This window comes from Xanthomonas sp. 3075 (assembly GCF_014197275.1).
In the GTDB taxonomy this organism is placed as follows: Bacteria; Pseudomonadota; Gammaproteobacteria; order Xanthomonadales; family Xanthomonadaceae; genus Xanthomonas; species Xanthomonas campestris_B.
In genome coordinates this window covers 104,746-123,341 of sequence record NZ_JACIFI010000005.1, presented here as the reverse complement: position 1 = coordinate 123,341, position 18,596 = coordinate 104,746, and the positions used below count along the sequence as shown (strand labels likewise).

General features: G+C 63.9%; 7 protein-coding genes. All 7 read right to left on the bottom strand.

All coding sequences use genetic code 11. The features are described 5' to 3' along the window. Nucleotides 1-49: 49 nt before the first annotated feature. The 7 genes from GGR62_RS06615 to GGR62_RS06585 all read right to left on the bottom strand — a co-directional run bounded on the left by GGR62_RS06615 (nt 50) and on the right by GGR62_RS06585 (nt 17,917). A complete protein-coding gene (locus GGR62_RS06615; RefSeq protein ID WP_260305626.1) occupies nt 50-2,938 on the bottom strand; it encodes a TonB-dependent receptor in 2,889 nt (962 codons plus the stop codon). Nucleotides 2,939-3,678: 740 nt separating this feature from the next. Beyond that, nucleotides 3,679-6,345: a glycoside hydrolase family 3 C-terminal domain-containing protein gene (locus GGR62_RS06610; protein WP_184407129.1), complete on the bottom strand. Its 2,667-nt coding sequence runs from the start codon at nt 6,343-6,345 to the stop codon at nt 3,679-3,681. Nucleotides 6,346-6,807: 462 nt separating this feature from the next. Continuing rightward, on the bottom strand, nt 6,808-9,489 hold the full coding sequence (locus GGR62_RS06605) for a glycoside hydrolase family 2 protein (protein ID WP_184407128.1): 2,682 nt from the start codon (nt 9,487-9,489) through the stop codon (nt 6,808-6,810). A gap of 21 nt (nt 9,490-9,510) precedes the next feature. After that, nucleotides 9,511-11,940 carry a family 20 glycosylhydrolase gene (locus GGR62_RS06600; protein WP_260305625.1) on the bottom strand — a complete coding sequence of 810 codons (2,430 nt, stop codon included), beginning with the start codon at nt 11,938-11,940 and terminating at the stop codon, nt 9,511-9,513. 323 nt (nt 11,941-12,263) lie between these two features. After that, nucleotides 12,264-13,319, bottom strand: a complete 1,056-nt coding sequence (locus GGR62_RS06595) for a glycosyl hydrolase family 18 protein (protein WP_184407126.1) — start codon at nt 13,317-13,319, stop codon at nt 12,264-12,266. Nucleotides 13,320-13,333: 14 nt separating this feature from the next. After that, complete coding sequence (locus GGR62_RS06590; RefSeq protein WP_184407125.1) at nt 13,334-15,016, bottom strand: alpha-L-fucosidase; 1,683 nt, start codon at nt 15,014-15,016, stop codon at nt 13,334-13,336. Nucleotides 15,017-15,223: 207 nt separating this feature from the next. Continuing rightward, a complete protein-coding gene (locus GGR62_RS06585; RefSeq protein WP_184407124.1) occupies nt 15,224-17,917 on the bottom strand; it encodes a TonB-dependent receptor in 2,694 nt (897 codons plus the stop codon). Between the last annotated feature and the right edge of the window lie 679 nt (nt 17,918-18,596).

Below are 18,596 nucleotides of genomic sequence, written 5' to 3'. Positions count from 1 at the left end.
GCGCATGCGGTGCCGCCACGCACGCGCAAACGCGCAGCGCGACATGCCGTCAGAACGCGTACTTGACCGTCAACAATGCAGTGCTGCCGGCATCGACGATGTCGGAGATCGCCAGGTTCTTGCGGCCCACATGCGCCCAGTAGCTGTATTGCTTGGTCAGGTTGGAGATCGACAGATCCATGCTCACGCCGTTGTCGAATCGGTAACCGGTGTGCAGATCCACGCGCCGGGTCGGGCGTGCCCACAGGTCGTTCCACGGCGCGCCTGCGTGCAGGAAGTCGTAGCCCAGCAGGTAGGAACTGCTGAAGTGATAGCTCAGGTTCAACGAGAACCCGCTGTGTTCGTAGAACAGTTCCAGATTGGCCATCGCCGATGGCGCAGACTGCATGTGCTCGTTCTCGAAGCCATCCAGGCCCAGGTCCGCACGCGCATGCTGGCGGGTGGCGTTGGCACTGATGCCCAGGCCGTCGAACGGGGCGGGCAGGTCCTGGAATTTCTGCCGTGCGCTGATTTCCACGCCGTAGATCTTGCCGTCGCCGCCATTAGTGGGCATGTGGTACAGCACCGTGCCGCTGCCGCTGGTGTTGCCATTGGCCTGGGCCGAGCCGGCATCGTAGATGTAGTTGCGTAGCTGCTTGTAGAAGCCGGCCAGCGAGAAGAACCCGCCGCGCTCGGTGGACCATTCGCCGGACAGATCCAGGTTGGTGGATTCGATCGGCTTCAGATCGGGATTGCCCTGGGTGATGGTGGTGACGCCGTTGGAGATATCGATCTGGCTGCCGCCGCCCAGTTGCACGAAAGCCGGGCGCGTGTAGCTGGTCCATACCGATGCGCGATAGGCGGTGCGCAGATCCGGCCGCCAGGTCAGGAACACGCTGGGCAGCGGTTCGTTGTAGGAGGTGTGGTTGTGGTCGAAGTAGCCGACGATTGCGTTGCCATCGGCATCCACCGGGCTCACCCAGAAGGTGTTGTTGATGGCGGTGTGCTCGAAGCGCACGCCCGGCACGATATCCAGGTTGCCCATGGTGAAGGTGGCGCTGGCATAGGCCGCGCTGACCGCCTCGGTGCCGCGCATGGTGTTGCAGTTGTAGTTGTTGACGTAGAACGCGCTGCCGCAGGTGTCGAGGTCATCGTCGGTGACGTGCTGGGCGATCACATCGGCCACCGCAGCTTCGCTCACCCGGGGCGTATTCCAGTCGTATTTGCCAGGGAAGATCGACGCATAGGTGCCGGTGAAGATCCCCAGGTCGCCCAGCGTGGTGGTGCCGTCCACACCGCCGGTATACCAGTCGCGATTGGTGTAGCGGCGGCTGCTCTTGCTGTACTTCACCCCCAACTGCAGCGAGCGCAGCGCGCCATCTTCGAAGTCGTAGCGCGTGTCCAGGCGCGCGCCACCTTTCTTCTGGCCGGAGTAGATCTTGGTCTGTTCGCCATAGCTGCTGGCATACAACGAGGGGATGTTGTTGACCTGCGCCTGCAGTGCAGGTGTGAGCCGAGGGTACGGGAACGCGCTGCCGCCATAGCCCACCAGGGTGTTGCCGGAGTAGGCGTAGTTGTCCTGGGTGAACTTGTCTTCGCGTCCGTCGATTTCCACATGGTCGGGGCGGTCGTTATTGCCGAAGCTGTAGAACGCGTTGGGCATGAACGTCCAGCCGCCTACGGTCTTTTTCGCACCGACCTGGAAGGTTGCCAGGTCGGCGATTTCCGGATTGGTCTCGTACCAGAAGCGTGAAGCGATGCGGCCGATATTGGGTGTAAACACGCCCGGCGTGCCGGTGGGTACGTAGCTCACATCCTGCGGCAGCAACTGCACGAAGGTGGTGCCCTGGTCGGTCTTGGCATAAGCGTAGGTCATGCGCGCATACAGCGACAGGCTGTCGTCCACATGCCAGTCGAACGAGGCATTGCCGCCGTAGCGACGCTCCCAGCCGGCAGCGATGCCCACGTTCATGCCGGTGCTGGTGAGGTTGTGCTGCGGGTCGAAACCGGCAGCGTTGTCGCCGTCGGCGTCGGTGTTCAGGTATTCCCACGACCCATCGTTGAGCGCGCTGGTGGCGGCGGCCACCTCGCTGTTGGTGGTGGTGCGGTAATCGTAGTACGCGCTGGCATAGACGCCGAACTGCTGCGCCTCACCGAACTTGTGCTGGAACTCGCCGCCGAAGCCGCCGCCCAGGCCATCGCCGCCGTAATCGCGTGCGCGGCTCTCCACCCGGCCGCTGCCGGTGATGCTGCCGCTGGTGGTGTCCTTGAAGTCGTAGGCGGTGGGCGTGCGGAAATCCAGCGTGCCGCCGATCGCATCGCCGTCCATGTCGGCGGTGGAGGTCTTGTTGGCGACGATGGTCTGCAGTCCGGTCGGCGGCAACAAACTCAGTTGCACGCTGCGGCTATACGGCATGCCTTGCGCCACGGTGACGCCGTCGATCATGTTGACGTTGTATTCGGACGGCAGCCCGCGCACCGAGGCGAACATGCCTTCGCCGCGCGCGGCGCCATCGATGCCGCCGAAATAGCCCGAGCCGGTGGTGGTGATGTTGATGCCGGCGATCAGGCCCAGCGCTTCGGCCACGTTGTGCACGGCGGTGCGTTGCAGATCGTTGGCCGACAGCACATCCACGGTATTGGCGGCATTGATCTTCAGGTCGCTGGCGTCGTAGCGATTGCTCACCACGCTGATCGCCTTCAGTTGCTTGACCTCCTCCAGCGCGATGGCCACCGATGCAGTGCCGCTGTCGCCGACCTGGACGCTGGTTTCTGCCGCGCTGAAGCCCGGGTAGTCCAGATTCAGCGCGTATTGCCCGGCAGGTACGTCGTGGATGACGAAGTGCCCGCGCGCATCGGCCACCGCACTATAGGACGTGCCGGCGATGCGTACCTTTGCATTCGCTGCAGGTTTGCCGCTGCTGCTCTCTTTGAGCTCGCCCTCCACCGTGCCGGCCATTGCGGCTGCCGCCGAGGCCATGCCGGTGACGGTCAGGATTGCCACGATCAATTGCTTGCCGTTCGAACGCTCACGCTTTTCCACGTGCCACCTCGCCAGATGCTGGGCAACGTTGCCGATGGCAACGTCCTGCCGATGCCTTGCTCATGGGCAGACGGTCTGCGGGTGATGCACGCGCACGGCATCGCACGGCACGCGATCAATGCGTGGGCGACTTGCCGAACGGGAGTGGCGCCGCTGCGTCTGCCTGCTGGGACCGCGATGCAGGCGTTAGCGGCGGGGCGGGGAATAACCGGCGATGCACTTGGAGCGCGATCGCATCGCGCTCAATTTGTAGTGCTTGGTCATAACGGCTGCGCCAGAGTCACAGCAACGGCGCGCATCGCGCGGGTGCGATGCAATGCGAGAGCGGCAACACATGGGCGCTGGTCGATACGACGATGCTGCATACAACCATCTCCCAATGCCGGTGCTGCGTGGAAACGCGATTGCCGTCTTCGGAGCGCACGGGCTGACGGCGTGCGCTTTCGAGTGCGCGTAGTGATAGGCCTCACGGTTGCGTCTGTCAAGCAGGTGTGACGCGTGTGCTCAGATCGACGCATTGCCTGTCGATAGATCACCAATTCGACGCCACATCAGCGCGGCAGGTGCGTTATGCGTTGCGGCGCAACATGCTGCATGACGCAACAGGCGCCGGCCATGACGGGCGACGCCTGTTGGGTGTCATGCGGCGGTACCGATTACTTTGGCAGCGGCGAGCGGCCCTGAATCGAAAACGCCGCAGCCTCACCGGCGGCGCCGGTTCCCGGCTGACCACCGCCCACGAACAGCGTGTAGTCGCCTGCTTCCACTGCACGCTGTCCCGCACGATCCACATCGCTCAAGGCGCGCGCATCCAGCGCGAAGGTGAGTGTGCGCTGCTCGCCCGGTTTCAGATGCACGCGCTGGAAACCGATCAGGCTGCGCAACGGCGACTGCGGGCGATCCGGGTACTGCAGATACACCTGCGCCACTTCATCGCCGGCACGCGTGCCGGTGTTGCGCACCGTGGTGGTTATCTGCAACGCGTTGCCCGCCTGCAACGTGGTGGTGGACAGCTGCGGCGCGGTGTAGGCGAAGCTCGTGTAGCTCAAGCCGTAGCCGAACGGAAACAGTGGCTCGCCCTTGAAGTAGCGGTAGGTGCGACCCTTCATGTCATAGCTGACATAGGGCGGCAGGTCCTTGGTGGAGCGATAGAACGTCACCGGCAGGCGCCCGCCGGGATTGTCGTCACCGGCCAGCATGCGTGCGATGGCGGTGCCGCCTGACTGGCCGGGGTACCACGCCGCCACGATCGCATCGGCATGCGTCTTGGCCCAGTTCAAGGCCACCGCGCTGCCACTCATCAGCACCACCACCAGCGGCTTGCCGGAGGCCTTGGCGCGTTCGAGCAGCGCTTGCTGCGGGGCGGGCAGGGCGATGTCGTTGCGGTCGCCGCCGTCGAAGCCCGGTACGTCGATACGCAATTCCTCGCCTTCCACGTCCGGCGACAGGCCGACGAAGGCCACCACTGCATCGGCCTGCGCCACGGCCTGCTCGGCTTCGGCCAGTTGCGCTGCGGCCGGCGCCAGCCACTCCAGGCGCACGCCCTGATCCTGGCCGCGGTGTTCCATTTCCAGGCGGATCTTGCGCGGGCGGGTGTCGTCGAAATGCAGCACGGTTTCCACGCTGCGGCCATCGGCGTTGTGCATGCCGGCCGGCACGTGCTTGTCTTCGGCATTGCCGGCGACCACCAGCTTGTCGTCGATGTACAGCCGCACCGGATCGTGGCCGGTGCAATCGAAGCAGCGCGCCACCCGCACCGCCAGCGTGTAGTCGCCAGCGCTCGGCGGCAGCAACTCGCCGCTCCAGCGCACCGCATAGCGATCGGCGGGTACGCCCTTGGCCGGGCTGACCTGGTCCCAGTTGAAACTCACCACGCGATCCTGCCGTACCACGCGCGGCGAACCGTCCATGTCGACATTGTCGAAGTATTCGCCACGCAGTCCCGGCCCGCCATCGCTGCGCAGCGCGGTTTCCGGAATCATGCCCGGCACGCCCGCGGCCAGCGGCGCTCCTTGCGCATAGCTGACCTGCTGTGCGCCGAAGCGCTGACGCAGGCCAAGCAGCGGCGTCACCGGCGCGGACGAGGTGCCCTGATAGTTGGCCTCCAGCGCCGCCAACGCATCGGCATTGGGGCCGATCACTGCCAGCCGCGTGCCGGCTTTCAGCGGCAAGGTGTTGGCCTGGTTCTTGAGCAACACGATCGACTCTGCCGCCGCCTGCAACGCCAGCGCCCGATTGGCACGGTTGTCGATGTCCTTGGCGCCGAGGCGGGCATACGGGTCCTTGCGCGGCGCTTGCAGTTCGCCCAGGCGATAGCGTGCGGAAAACAGGCGCACCAGTGATTGGTCGAGCAAGGCTTCGTCCACTTCGCCGCGTTCGATCGCCGTGCCGAGGTCGCGATAGGCATGCCCGCAATTGAGATCGTGGCCAGCCTTGAGCGCAGCGGCCGATGAGCCGGCATTGTCGGGACGGAAGTAATGGAACTGGGTCATGTCGTCCACTGCATCGCAGTCGGAGACCACAAACCCCTTGAATCCCCAGTCGCCACGCACGCGGCCGTTGAGCAACCAGTCGGCCGCGCAGGCCGGTGTGCCATGCAGGGAGTTGTACGCGCACATCACCGAGCCGGCCTGACCTTGCACGAGCGCGGCACGGAAGGCGGGCGTGTAGGTCGCTTCCACGTCGCGCGGCGACACGTCCACATCGAAGCCGTGACGGCCGGGCTCCGGGCCGCTGTGCACGGCGATGTGCTTGGGCGTGGCGATGGTGCGCGGGTGATCCAGATCATCGCCTTGCAGGCCGCGGATGAAGCCCACTGCCAGTTGCCCGGTGAGGAACGGATCCTCGCCGTAGGTTTCCATGCCACGGCCCCAGCGCGGGTCGCGGAAGATATTGATGTTGGGCGACCAGATGGTCAGCCCTGCGTAACGCGGATGGTCCTTGCCCGGGCCGCCGGCCTGATTGAACTTGGCACGCGCCTCGGTGGAGACCGCCGTGCCCACCTGGTGCATCAACTCGGTATTCCAGCTGGCAGCCAGGCCGATCGACTGCGGAAATACCGTGGCGTAGCCATTGCGTGCGATGCCGTGCAGGCCTTCGCTCCACCATTCGTAGGCCGGGATGCCCAGGCGGGGAATCGCCGGAGCATCGTTCATCGCCTGCGCGACTTTTTCCTCGCGGGTCATTTGCGCGACCAGAGCGGCGGCGCGTTGTTCCGGAGCGTTGGCGGTTCGGTCGGAGGTTGTCGCGGACAGCGCCACACACGGCACTGCAAGGCTCAAGCCCAGCGCAATGGCCAGGCGCGATACAAACACGGGTGACATCGATTCACTCCTGCGCAGCGGCCGTGCCGCCATGCGTTGTCTTGACTCTGCTGCGGATTGGGCGGCTCGAGGGGGGCAGCAGAGGGATGGGTGGGAATGGTCTTTTGGTGCGTGGTGGGGCGGTACTGCGTTGCCCTCATCCGCCCCTTCGGGGCACCTTCTCCCGCGCGCGGGAGAAGGGCGAGCTCAGCGGTTGGTTGCCGACGGGACAAGGAGCTCAGGTGTGGCGGCTGGCTGGATCAGGAGAGGCGGCTAGCTGGATGAGGAGAACTCAGGGTGTGCGGCGGCTGGCTGGATGAGGAGAACTCAAAGGTATGCGGCTGCTGGCGGGAAAGGGGAACTCAACGTGTGCGGGCTCTGGCGGAGGCGCACCGCCAGCTCTACCGGGTCGTCCTGCGACAGCCGGCCGTTCCTTCTCCCGCATTGCGGGAGAAGGTGCCCGCAGGGCGGATGAGGGCGGCCTCATTTCGCCTGCACCGGCTCCGCCGGCGCACCGGCCAGCGTGCTGGCCAGATCGCGTACCTGCAACGTGGACTGCAACTGCGTCAGCGCAGCCTTGCTGCTCACGTGCACCGTCAACGGCTCGCCCGGCAACAAGTCGAACGCGTTGTCGGACAAGGTGGCATCCACATCGCCGAACGACAGCCAGACCTCGCGCGCCAGCGTGTTGCTGGTCAAGGTCAGCGCATAGCCGTCGCCATCGGCGCGCCACTGGCTGTCGATCTTCGCGCTTGGCAATGCCAGCTGCTTGGCCGGTGCGAAGAACACCACCTCGCGCGACAGCAGCGTGTCGCCGTCCAGCAACTCGAACACCGCATAGGTGCGCTTCGGATCGGCGCTGCCCAGCAATTGCTTGTCGCTGAAGTTGCCCACCTGCAGGCTGCTGAGCGGCTTGAGCGTTGCTTTTTCTTCGCGCTTGCTCAGCACCTTGCCATCCATGCCCATCACCCGCACGCGCCAGCGTGCAGCCAGCGGTGTCGTGCGATCCGAGACCAACGACACCTCCGTCTGGCCCTTGTCGTTACGCAGTGGGGCGATCAATTCCGGCGCGTAGAAACGGCGTGCATGATAGTGCAGCGCCTTCCAGCGGCCGTAGTAGTCCACGCTCGACCACGACGCACCCGGCCACACATCGTTGAGCTGCCAGTACAGCGAGCCCATCGATTGCGGGCGCGAGGCGCGCAGATGCGAGGCGGCCAGGTTGATGCCCTCGGCCTGCATCAGCTGGCTCAGGTAGACGAAGCTCTCGAAATCCTTGGGCTCGCCGAATTCGCGACGGATGTAGAGCATCAGCCGCTTGTTGCCATTGCCCTTGTCGAACTTCTGGTGCGCGCGCATCACCGGCGATTCCGGGTCCATGTCGCCGGGTTCGGCGAACGCGCGCACGGTGCGCATGTCCGGGAACGACTGCAGGCCGTATTCGGACATGAAACGCGGAGTGACGTTGAGGTATTCGGTCACCGGCAGGGCAGGGCCGCCCCATACCTTCCAGTAATGCATGTCGCCATCGGTGGCCTGGTCGGCGGCGCCATCGAAGTTGGTGCCCGGCGAGGTGGACCAGTACGGCACGTCGCTGTCGTAGGTGGCGACCACTTCGCCGAAGACGGTGCCGAACAAGGTGGTCATGCCGCGTTCGATCCGGGCACGTTCTTCCGGGTCCACCGACTGCTTGAACTTGACCCGGTCGCCCCAGTTTTCCCAGCCGGTCTGCACTTCGTTGTTACCGCACCACAGCACGATGCTGGGGTGGTCGCGCAGCCGCTTGACCTGCTCGATCGCCTCCTGCCGGGTGTTCTCGCGGAACTCCACGTCGTACGGCGGCACCGCGCCGCCGAACATGAAGTCCTGCCAGACCATGATGCCCAGCTCATCGGCCACGTCGTAGAAATAGTCGTCCTGATAATGCCCGCCGCCCCACATGCGCAGCATGTTCATGTTGGCATCGCGTGCATCCTGCAAGGTGCTGCGCATGCGTTCGTGGCTTACGCGGGCCGGGAACGCATCCAGCGGAATGAGGTTTGCGCCCTTGGCGAAAATCGGGATGCCATTGATCACGATTTCCATGCCTTTACCGAACTTATCTTTTTCGCGGCGCAGCTCCACCGAGCGTAGCCCCGTGACGCGCTTGATCTGCTGGCTGTCGCCATCGGCATCGCGCACGCTGGCCACGAAGGTGTAGCGGTCCTGCGCGCCGTAGCCGGCCGGGAACCAGCGCTTGGGCTTGGCGATGCGTACCGGCAGATCGATGCGGTTCTGGCCGGGATCGACCACCGCCTGCTGGGTGAACTGGCCGACGCTCTGCCCGTCCGGCCCAAGCACATCCAGCGTCACCTGCACCGGGCCGCTGCGGCCGGCCTGCAGCTCCAGCTGCGCCTGCAACTGCGCGCTGTCGGCATCCACACGTTGCTGGGCGATGTGCAGCCCGTCCACGCGCACCGCATCCCAGGCTTCCATGCGCACATCCTTCCAGATGCCGGCATTGACCATGCGCGGGCCCCAGTCCCAACCGAAGTTGTACGGCGCCTTGCGCACATAGGTGGAGCTATGCCGCGCCTCGGGCTCGTCGCCGAAGGCCGAATCGTAGGCGCCCGGCAGTGCATACGGCTGCTTGGCCAGCCATGGCTGGATCTTCTTGATCGGCGAAAACAGTTTGACTTCAAGCACGTTGTCGCCACGCTTGAGCAGAGATTTCGCATCCACGCGCCACTGCCGGAACATGTTGTCGGCGCTGAGCAACTTCTTGCCGTTGAGGGTGACCTCGGCAAACGTATCCAGACCATCGAAGACCAGTTCGACATGCGCGCGCTTGAGCGTGGCCGCGTCCACGTTGAAGTGGGTCTGGTATTGCCAGTCGCTCAGGCCGGCCCACTGAATCTTGCCTTCGTTATCGCGATAGAACGGATCTGGCACGATCTTGGCGGCGATCAGATCGGTCTGCACCGCGCCCGGCACCTGCGCGGGCAACCAGGCGGCCGCTTTGGGATATGTCCTGGCCTGTTCCTGGCCCGGCACCAGCCGCACCTGCCAGCCGCTGTCCAGATGCGTTGCCGTGGGCGGCGCGGCCCAGGCCTGCGAGATCGCAAAGGCCAGGGCAAGCCCGAGGCAGGCGGGGGCGGGAACGCAACGATGACGGGACAGGGGCATGGATGATTCTCCTTGGATGGATCAGCGCGTGGCAGCGGGGGGCGCCTGCGCAGTGGTTTCAATCAATTGCACGGCGCCGATGGCATACAACGGGCCGCGGATCGGGGCGGTGAAGCGCAGGCAGAGATCGTGGATGCCGGTGCGTGCAGGCAGTGCGGTTTCCAGCGTGAATTGTTCGCCCAGGGCGGCGCTGTCGGGCAATTGCACGCTGGCGATCAGCTCGCCCTCGCAGCCCTGGCGCACTTCCAGCTCGCCGCCGCGCGTTTTGGCGGGGTACTGCACCACCTTGGGTTGCTCGTGCGCCAGGCCGAAGTTGTTCGGCAGGCGAGCGGCTTCGATCCGGATCGCGCCAATGCCATCCAGGCGCGCCTGTGGATAGAGGCGACAGGCGTGGAACAGATCGACGTTGTAGACCGGCGTATCGGCGCCGGTCATCTCCGGCAACAGCGGCAAGCGCAGGCCGAGCGCACCGGTCGCCACGCAATCGCGCAAGCCTTGCGTATCCACACGCAACAACCCGGCACGATCGAACGTGCGGCTGCGTGTCGCCGCCAGCGGTGTGCCATCGGCATCGAAGGCGTTGGCCTTGATGGTGGTCGGCAGCTTGATCGTGAAGGGTGCGCCGTAGCGCGGCGATGCCGGAGTGGGATCGCTGCCGTCAACGGTGTAGTGCAGCGTGCCCGCACCGGTCTGGGTGCTGAGTGCCACCTTGGCCGGGCCACCGGCGAGCACCGGGTTGGGGCCGCCTTCCAATGCGATATCGGCAGCGAACGCGCCGTCGCTGGCGTCGATGTCCAGTGCCTTGTAACGCCGCAACTGCGCCGGCATGCGCGCCAGGAAATCCTTCCAGTTGCGCGCGGCTGCCGGCGACCAGGTCACTTCGGCCACGGCGGACAAGCGCGGGAACAGCGCATGATCCACATGCCACTTGGAAGGGATGTATTCGGCCCACAACGCGCCTTGCGCGCCCAGCACGTGCTTGGCCTGCTCGGCGGTGAGCGCGCTCGGTACCGGATCGAACGCGTAGACCTTCGATAGCGGCAACACGGTGAGACGACCGTTGGGCTCGTCGCTGCGCGTGGTCTGCAGGTTGTCCATATACAGCCAGTCGCCGGGCGCAAGCACCACATCGTGGCCTTGCTTGGCCGCCGTCACCGCACCGTCGATGCCACGCCACGACATCACCGAGGCACTGGCCGGTACGCCGCCTTCGAGAATTTCATCCCAGCCGATCATGCGCCGGCCGTGCTGGGTGAGGTAGTGCGCCAGCTGCGCGTTGAACCAGCCCTGCATCGCGTGCGCGTCCTTGACCCCGAGCTTGCGCATCTGCGCGCGCACCGCCGGCGAGGCCTCCCACTGATCCTTGACCGCCTCATCGCCACCGATGTGGATATACGCGGACGGAAACAGCGTCAGCACTTCGTCCAGCACGTTGGTGATGAAGGTCAGGCTGCGCTCGCTGGTGTTGAACAGGTACGGATTGACGCCCCAGTCCACACCGACCTGCGTGCGCTGACCAGGCACGCCCACTTCTTCCGGGTATGCCGCCACCGCGGCCTGCGCGTGGCCAGGCATGTCCAGCTCCGGCAGCACTGTGATGTGCAAGCGCGCCGCATAGGCAACGATTTCGCTGATCTGTTCCTGCGTGTAGAAGCCGCCATACCGCTCCGGCGTGCCGTGCCGGCCGGCGCCGGGCGGGGTCCGCCATGCACCGATCTCGGTCAACTTGGGATAGCGCTTGATCTCGATGCGCCAGCCCTGGTCGTCGGTGAGATGCCAGTGCAGTACGTTGAGCTTGTGTGCGGCCATCGCATCGAGCACATGCTTGACCGTGGCCACGTCATGGAAGTGGCGGGCCACGTCCAGATGCTGACCACGCCAGCCAAAACGCGGCCAGTCGCGGATCGCTACCGCCGGCACATCGACATCGCCCTTGCGCCCATCCGGCGTCATCAGTTGCCAGGCGCTGATCGCGCCATAGAACAGGCCTGCACCATCGCGTGCAGCGATGCGGATGCCATTGCCATCCACATCCAGGCGATAGCCTTCCTTGTGCGCCACTACTGCCTGCGCGCTGCGCTCCAGGCGGATGCTGCGCGGCGATGCGGTGGCCTCTGCGCGGACTTCCAGCGCCAGCCCGCGCGTGCGTTGCAACAAGCCGGCCAGATGCTCGGCACTGCGGCGCGCATCCGCATCGCCACCGACGATGGAGATCACCGTTCCGGTTCCGACGTGAAAACTGCCGCTGCCGCGCTTGGCGTCGGCCGGGGCGGGAATCAATGGCAATGGTGCGTTGGTTGCAGGCAACGTCGAGGCGTTGCCGGACTCGGCCGCAGCCGGCGGGGTCGCTGCATCGCGCTGCCCGCAACCGGACAACACCATCGCCGCAAGCGTCATCGCGAGCAGGCGCGAGGAACGTGCCATCGACGACAGCAGGCTCGACGGCCGCATGCGCAACGGCAGCTTCGATGACGGCGGCTTCGATAACGGCAAGGGCGGCAGGTCAGGTGCGGAATTGGACGTCATGCAATCACATCCGGAGATGGCGGGGAAAATACGGCGGCCACGCACAGTAGCAAAGCCATGCCGGATGGCGCAGGGACTGGCGCACGCTTCGTCCCGATGCACGCAGTGGGCACTGTGCAGCACCGAACGCACGCGCGTCGGCCGCGACAAAACGGGCGCGGGCAGCGCTCGCATCGGGGCGCAGTGCGCGCAGTCCGATGCGCACACCGATCGCGCCCGTCAGGGTGTCCGGCAATGCGTTGACGCGCTTAGCGCTGCGCAGTCGGCAACTCGTCCCATACCTTCGGGTCTTCGGCGCCGAGCACCCAGCAGCTGAAACCTTCCAGGCCGTACTGCTTGACCATGTCGTAGCGCGCCTTGAAGCTGCGTGCGTCCGGGCGGAACACCCACTCGCGCATGTCATCGCGATAGAAGTAGAACCACGATTCCTGCTCGACCGGATCCCACTGCACGGTAGCGTTCTGTTCGATCGCCAGCGGGAACGATTCGTCGGCATCGATATACGTGGCCGAGATATTCGACGCTTCGGTGCCGTCTTCCTTCACCGGGTTGCCGGTGTACCAGCGATAGCCATAGGTGGCGATGCCGAGCGAGAGCTTTTCCTTCGGCACCTGGGTGATCGCATAGTCCAGGTGCTTCTTCATCCACACCATGCCATCGACCGGGCCCGGCGTGGTCCAGCGGGTGTGCTGGTCGTAGGTCATGATGCTGACCAGGTCAACCGCCTGCCCCAACGCCTTCAGGTCGTACGCACCGCGCCAGTATTCCCACATCCACTTGGAAAACTGGCCGCCTTCGGCATGGCCCGGCGCATTCGGCACCACCGCCACCGACATCTTGAAGCCGGCCTTGTGCAGCGCATCGGCGGTCTGCTTGACCATCAGCGTGTAGGCGTCGCGATCGGTCCAGGCGATGTTCTCGAAATCGAACTGAAAGCCGTAATACTTGTGCTGCTTGCCGTGGATCAGCAGCGATTCGATCATGCGCTTCTTGGCCGCTTCGTCGTGCATCAGCTTGTGGAAGCCGTCGCGGCCGGTGGTCATCGACAGGATCGGCATCACCCGCAGCTTCTTCTGCTTGGCGATGTCGTACAGGTACGTATTGGGCGTGCCGTTGACCAGGCCGTTCTGATCCACGCCATACCAGGTCGGCACCACCAGATCGATCTTGTCGACATTGGCCAGGAACGAGTTGGTCGATTTCTGCGTGTTCATCAGATAGAACAACGCCGTGGGGTTTTTGGCAAAGGCCGGCATGCAGACAGATGCCAATGCGAGCAGGATCCAGGTCAATCGCTTATGCATGAAAACAGCATCCATCAGGGAGTGGGGGAGGAAGAAAGGTCGATGCGGAACACATAGGCGCTCTCGCCAATGGGCTTGATCGGCAGCCGCAGGTGCAGGCCGTCGGCGCGTTGCTCGAACGGAATCTTTTTGCCAGTGGCCAGCAACGTCACAGCGCGCACGCCATCGGCGGCATTGAGCGAGCGGATCACCGCTTCCCCATTGCTCGGCCAGCCAAGCTCGATGGCATACAGCGCGCCATCGCGGGTGGTGAAACGGAAATCTTCGGCCGTATACGGCTTGGTCTTGACGTCCTGGAAGGTGCCGCCCACCACTTCGGTCGGGCCTTCGCCATACACGCGCCACGGCTTGCTGTCGTAGATCGCGCCGCCATTGGTCTTGAGCCACTTGCCGATGGCCAGCAGGATGCCGCGTTCGGTGTCCGGGATCGAGCCATCGGCACGCGGGCCGATGTTGAGCATGAGGTTGCCGTTCTTGGACACCACATCGGCCAGCATGTGGATGATGAAGGTGGGCGATTTGTAGGTGTCGTTTTCGATGTAGCCCCACGAGGCATTGCTGACCGAGGTATCGGTCTGCCAATGGGTGGGGTGGATGCCGGTGAGCTGGCCGCGTTCGATGTCCAGCGTGCCGGCGCCTTCGGGGAAGGCGCCCAGCTTGTAGTTCACCACCACGCCGCGATCGGCCTCGGTCCGCGCTGCGCCCTGGTTGTAGTAGTAGGCCAACATGGTCGGCAGGCTGCTGCGGAAGGTGGGGTGCGCAATCCACCAATCGAAATAGATCAGGTCCGGTTGGTAGGTGTCGATCAACTCGGTGGTGCGTGCCAACCAGTCGTCCAGCCACGCCTGCGAGACCGGCGTCCAGTCGTTGGTGACGTCGGCATCGTCCTTGCCGGGCAGGCGCACCTGCGCCGGGCCGTACAGCGCTGCATAGCGCGGGTCGTTGACGTCCGAATCGAAGGTGCGCCCGCCGTCGAAGAACCAGTTGTGCTCGGCGCGGTGCGAGGACAAACCGAAGTGCAGGCCCTGCGCGCGGATCGCCTTGGACAACTCGCCCAGCAGGTCGCGCTTGGGCCCCATCTTCATCGCGGTCCAGTCCGACAGCTTGGAGTCGTAGAGTGCAAACCCGTCGTGATGCTCGGCCACCGGCACCACATAGCGCGCGCCGGAGTCGCGGAACAACTTGGCCCAGCCCGTCGGGTCGAACTTGGGCGCGGTGAACTTGGGAATCAGATCCTTGTAGCCGTTGGTCGCCTGCGGGCCATAGGTCGCCACGTGATGGGCAAATTCCTTGGAGCCTTGCAGATACATGTTGCGCGAATACCACTCGCTGCCGAACGCCGGCACCGAGAACACGCCCCAATGGATGAAGATGCCGAACTTGGCGTTGTCGTACCACGCCGGTGATTGATAGGCCTTCAGCGCGGCCCAGTCGGGGCGGAACGGGCCCTTGCGGGCACCTTGTTCGGCTTCGTGCACCAGGCGTTCGCGCTCGGGTGCGTACTTGGCGGTGGCGCTGAGCCATTGCTGGTCGATCTGTTCGGGGCTGAGCGTGGTGGCGGTCGGCGCGGTGGGCGACTGCGCGCTGAGCGTGGCAGCAGGTAGCGCGAGCAACAGACCGAGCGCGAGTATTCGCGTTCTGGGTGCAGCTCCGGCGTGGCGGCGGGATGGAGCCGCAAGGCGGCTATCGGTCGTCATGGGAACTGCACTCCTTACAAGCGAGACATGCCGGTTGCAGCGCAGCCGGCACGTGGATGGCAAAAGCGGGCCTGGCCATGCTCCCTCAACCGCGAAGGGGCGTGGCCAGTACCACTCCTTGGTACGACATCAAGCGGTGCGCTGCATGCAACGCACCGCTCAAAAAAGCGCGCCACCGTGGAGGGTCGGTGGCGCGCCGGTGCTACATCAGAACTTGAAGTTCAACTGGGCCTGATAACCGCGGCCGTTCTTGTAGAACGCCGTTGGCGTATCGCGCGTGTTGCTGAAGAGACGGTAGGTCGAATCCAGCAGGTTGGTCGCGCCAAAGGTGATGCCCATGTAATCGGTGATCTGATACGAGGCGGTCAGGTCCAGCTGCTTGTAGCTGTCTGCAAAATCTTCCGACGACAACCGGCCGATCTGGGTGAAGTACTTCGAGCGGTAGCTGTAGTTCACACGCACCGTCCAGTCGCCGTGCTCCCAGTACGGGATCACGTTGTAGGTATCGCGCGACAGGTACGGCAGGTTCAGACCGGAACTGGAATCGGATTCGGCAAACGTGTAGTTGGCCTGCAAGCCAAAGCCCAGGCCGAAGGTCTGCTGGTAGTTGACCGCCACACCCTTGACCTTGGCGTCGGAGACGTTGATCGGCGATGTCACCAGATACAAGCCAGCAACGCCGCTGACCGGATCTGTGAGCTGACGGACGCTTGTGGTGTTGACGATGTAGGAGCTGATGTCGCGATAGAACACTTCACCCGATAGCATGCTGGATGGCGCGAAATACCACTCGGCCGCCAGATCGTAGTTGGTGGATTCGTAAGGCTTCAGATCCGGATTGCCACCACCGGCGGTCAGGTTGCCATTGTTGCTATTGATGGTGAAGGTACCTGCGAGGTCGCCATACCGCGGACGCGCAATGACCTTGGCTGCTGAGAAGCGCAGCACGGCGTCGTCGGTGATGTCGTAGGCGATGTTGAAGCTCGGCAGCGCCTTGCGGTAGTCGTTGGTCTCGGCCACGCGCGAGTAGTTGGTGCCGCCATCGGCACTCTGCCAGTACAGCGATTTGTCGGTGGTATCGACCAAGCGTACGCCTACATTACCGCGCCACTTGCCAGTTTCGTAATTCAATTGAGTGTAGAAATTCTGCGTGATCTCCTTCACATCAAAGGACGAGCCGAAGTCAGTGCGGAACGGTCCTTGCGGCTGCGATAGCAGATAGCTGCGCACGGCGCCCAGATTTGCAGTGGACCAGGTTGTCAGGTCGCCACTGGCCCCCAGCCCGTCGTACAGGCTACTCGGCGTGCTACCAGGACTGAACTGAGTCAGCGAAACAGGATCCGTGGTGTTGATGCGATTGCTGCGTGCTGCCACACCATTGTTGTGGTTGATGTACTTGTAGCCGAACTGCAGCTTGGTGAACGGACCCCATTCCAGGTCGCGTGCCGCGTCCCACTGGAAATACTTCTCTTCGTCAGTGCTCTGTTGATAAAGGATGCCGCCGGCCTGTATGGCGGTTTGATCCTGTGAGCCTGCTGCAAGTCCGGCCGGAGAGCCCGGCAGCGTCCAGTTTGCGACACCGCCATTGTCATAGTTCACGGCCGTGCTGTTGCCGTTGTAGGCAAAGTTATAGCCGCCATCCTGCAACAAGAACTTCATCAGGTATTCGGGGTTCTTGCCGCCGGTGGCCTTGGTGTCGCCGACCTGGGTGGTGAACACCCACTTTTCACCCGACCAATCATGACGCAGGTTAAGGCTCTTGGTGGTGACGGTGCTCTCGCGGTAATTTGCGTCCAGCTGCGCGTACGGCTGCGCCAACCCGCCGTCAGAAACCGTAGCGGAGGTGATCACGCCGTTTTGCACATTAGCCTGCGTCACCAGCCTCAGGTTATTGATGCTGTCTCCAGAACCGTCAGCGGCCGGCGATCCACACGCAGGACACATGTAACGCGACTGGCTGAAGTTGTTGTACTTGCCCTTGATGTATAGGCCGGTCAGGTTGAACTCGTTCTGCTCGTTCGGCTTCCACTGCAACGCGCCCTGCACGCCGCTGCGTTCGCGGGTCTGCTGGAAGAACGCGCTGTTGATGCCGGCCGGCACACGGGCGGTGGCCACATCGCTGCCGTCGCCGGTGATGGTGGCGCTGGCGGGAATATTGGCGCCGGTGGTGTAGCCGAAGTATTCGATACCGGCGCGTGCCAGGTCCTGCTTGTCATGCGTGGCGGAGATCAACGCACCGAAGGTTTCGTCGTCGTTCTTCCAGCTCCACAGCGCCGAGCCGCGCGGATTGCCTTCTTCCGAACGGTCGTTGTAGTTGTAGCCGACCGAGCCGCGGATGGTGTTCTTGGGCAGGTCCAGCGGCTTGCGGGTGTGCACGATCACGGTACCGCCGATCGAGCCTTCGTCGATGCGCGCTTCCGGGGTCTTGTAGACCTCCATCAGGCCGATGATTTCCGGCGACAGCAGGGTGTAGTTGAAGGTACGGCCGCTGGTGTCGGTCGGGTTGCCGCCCCAGTCGCCCGAAGCGATGGTCTGGCCGTTGAGCAGCACGCGGTTCAACGCCGGGTCGGTGCCGTTGATGCTGACTTTTTCGCCTTCGCCGAACTGGCGGTCGACGCTGATGCCCGGCAGATGCGACAGCGATTCGGCCGCATTGATGTCCGGGAACTTGCCGATGTCTTCGGCGCTGATCGCATCGACGATCGAGTTGGCCGAGCGCTTGACCGCCTGGCTCTTTTCCAGCGATGCGCGATAACCGGTGACGGTGATCGTGTCCAGCTCGGTGGTGGCCGAGGGCGCGCTCGGAGTGGCCTGCTGTTCTTGCCCGGCAGCCATGGCAGAGCCGGAGCAGTACAGAGCGGCGGTGATGCAGAGTGCTAACGTCGTGGTGCGGCTGTGCATGGCTAAACCTCATTGGTTAGTGCTGTGAGTGCGTCGCCTTGAAGAGGCGTCACGCACTCGGCGTGGCCGGCAAAACAACACGCCCTGACCGATCGCGGGGACCGCATTGGTGCACTGCGTCCGACGCAGGTTCCAGGCGATTCGCGTGGTAGAGGAGGTGTCCCCCGTATGGTGAAGCGGTGGTGCGAATGCGACTTCAGCGAGACGCACGTCTGGCGACGCAGGACTCGCGAATCTGGAATCGACAGGTGAGGGTAAGCCCGTTCTTTGAGTGCCGAACGGTCCATGGCCCCTCCTGCCAGAACCCCGATCGGGATCGAGTCTCGCGTAGCGCTGACAGCGTTGTCAACACATGGTCACAGATCTCTGAACCGCCTGCGATTGCGCTGCAATGCAGCATTCCCTGGGTGGGCTGCGTTGGGCCTGCGCAGTTAAAACAGCGGCTCAACCGAGCCTGACTGGCGTGATCGGCATTTTCTATGGTGAATTGCCAAAAATGGCGTGGCGCGAACAGGGTTTGTGCGGAAATCTTCGTAATGCGTGGCAAATTTCAACAGATGCCGCGGTTGCTTTCGTTCTGTATAAAGCGGGATCGCCACGGTTGCGTTACAAGGCGATTACTGACAACGTTGTCTATCCGCTGCCGTTCGTCGGAAACGGAACACGACGCCAGCCGCCG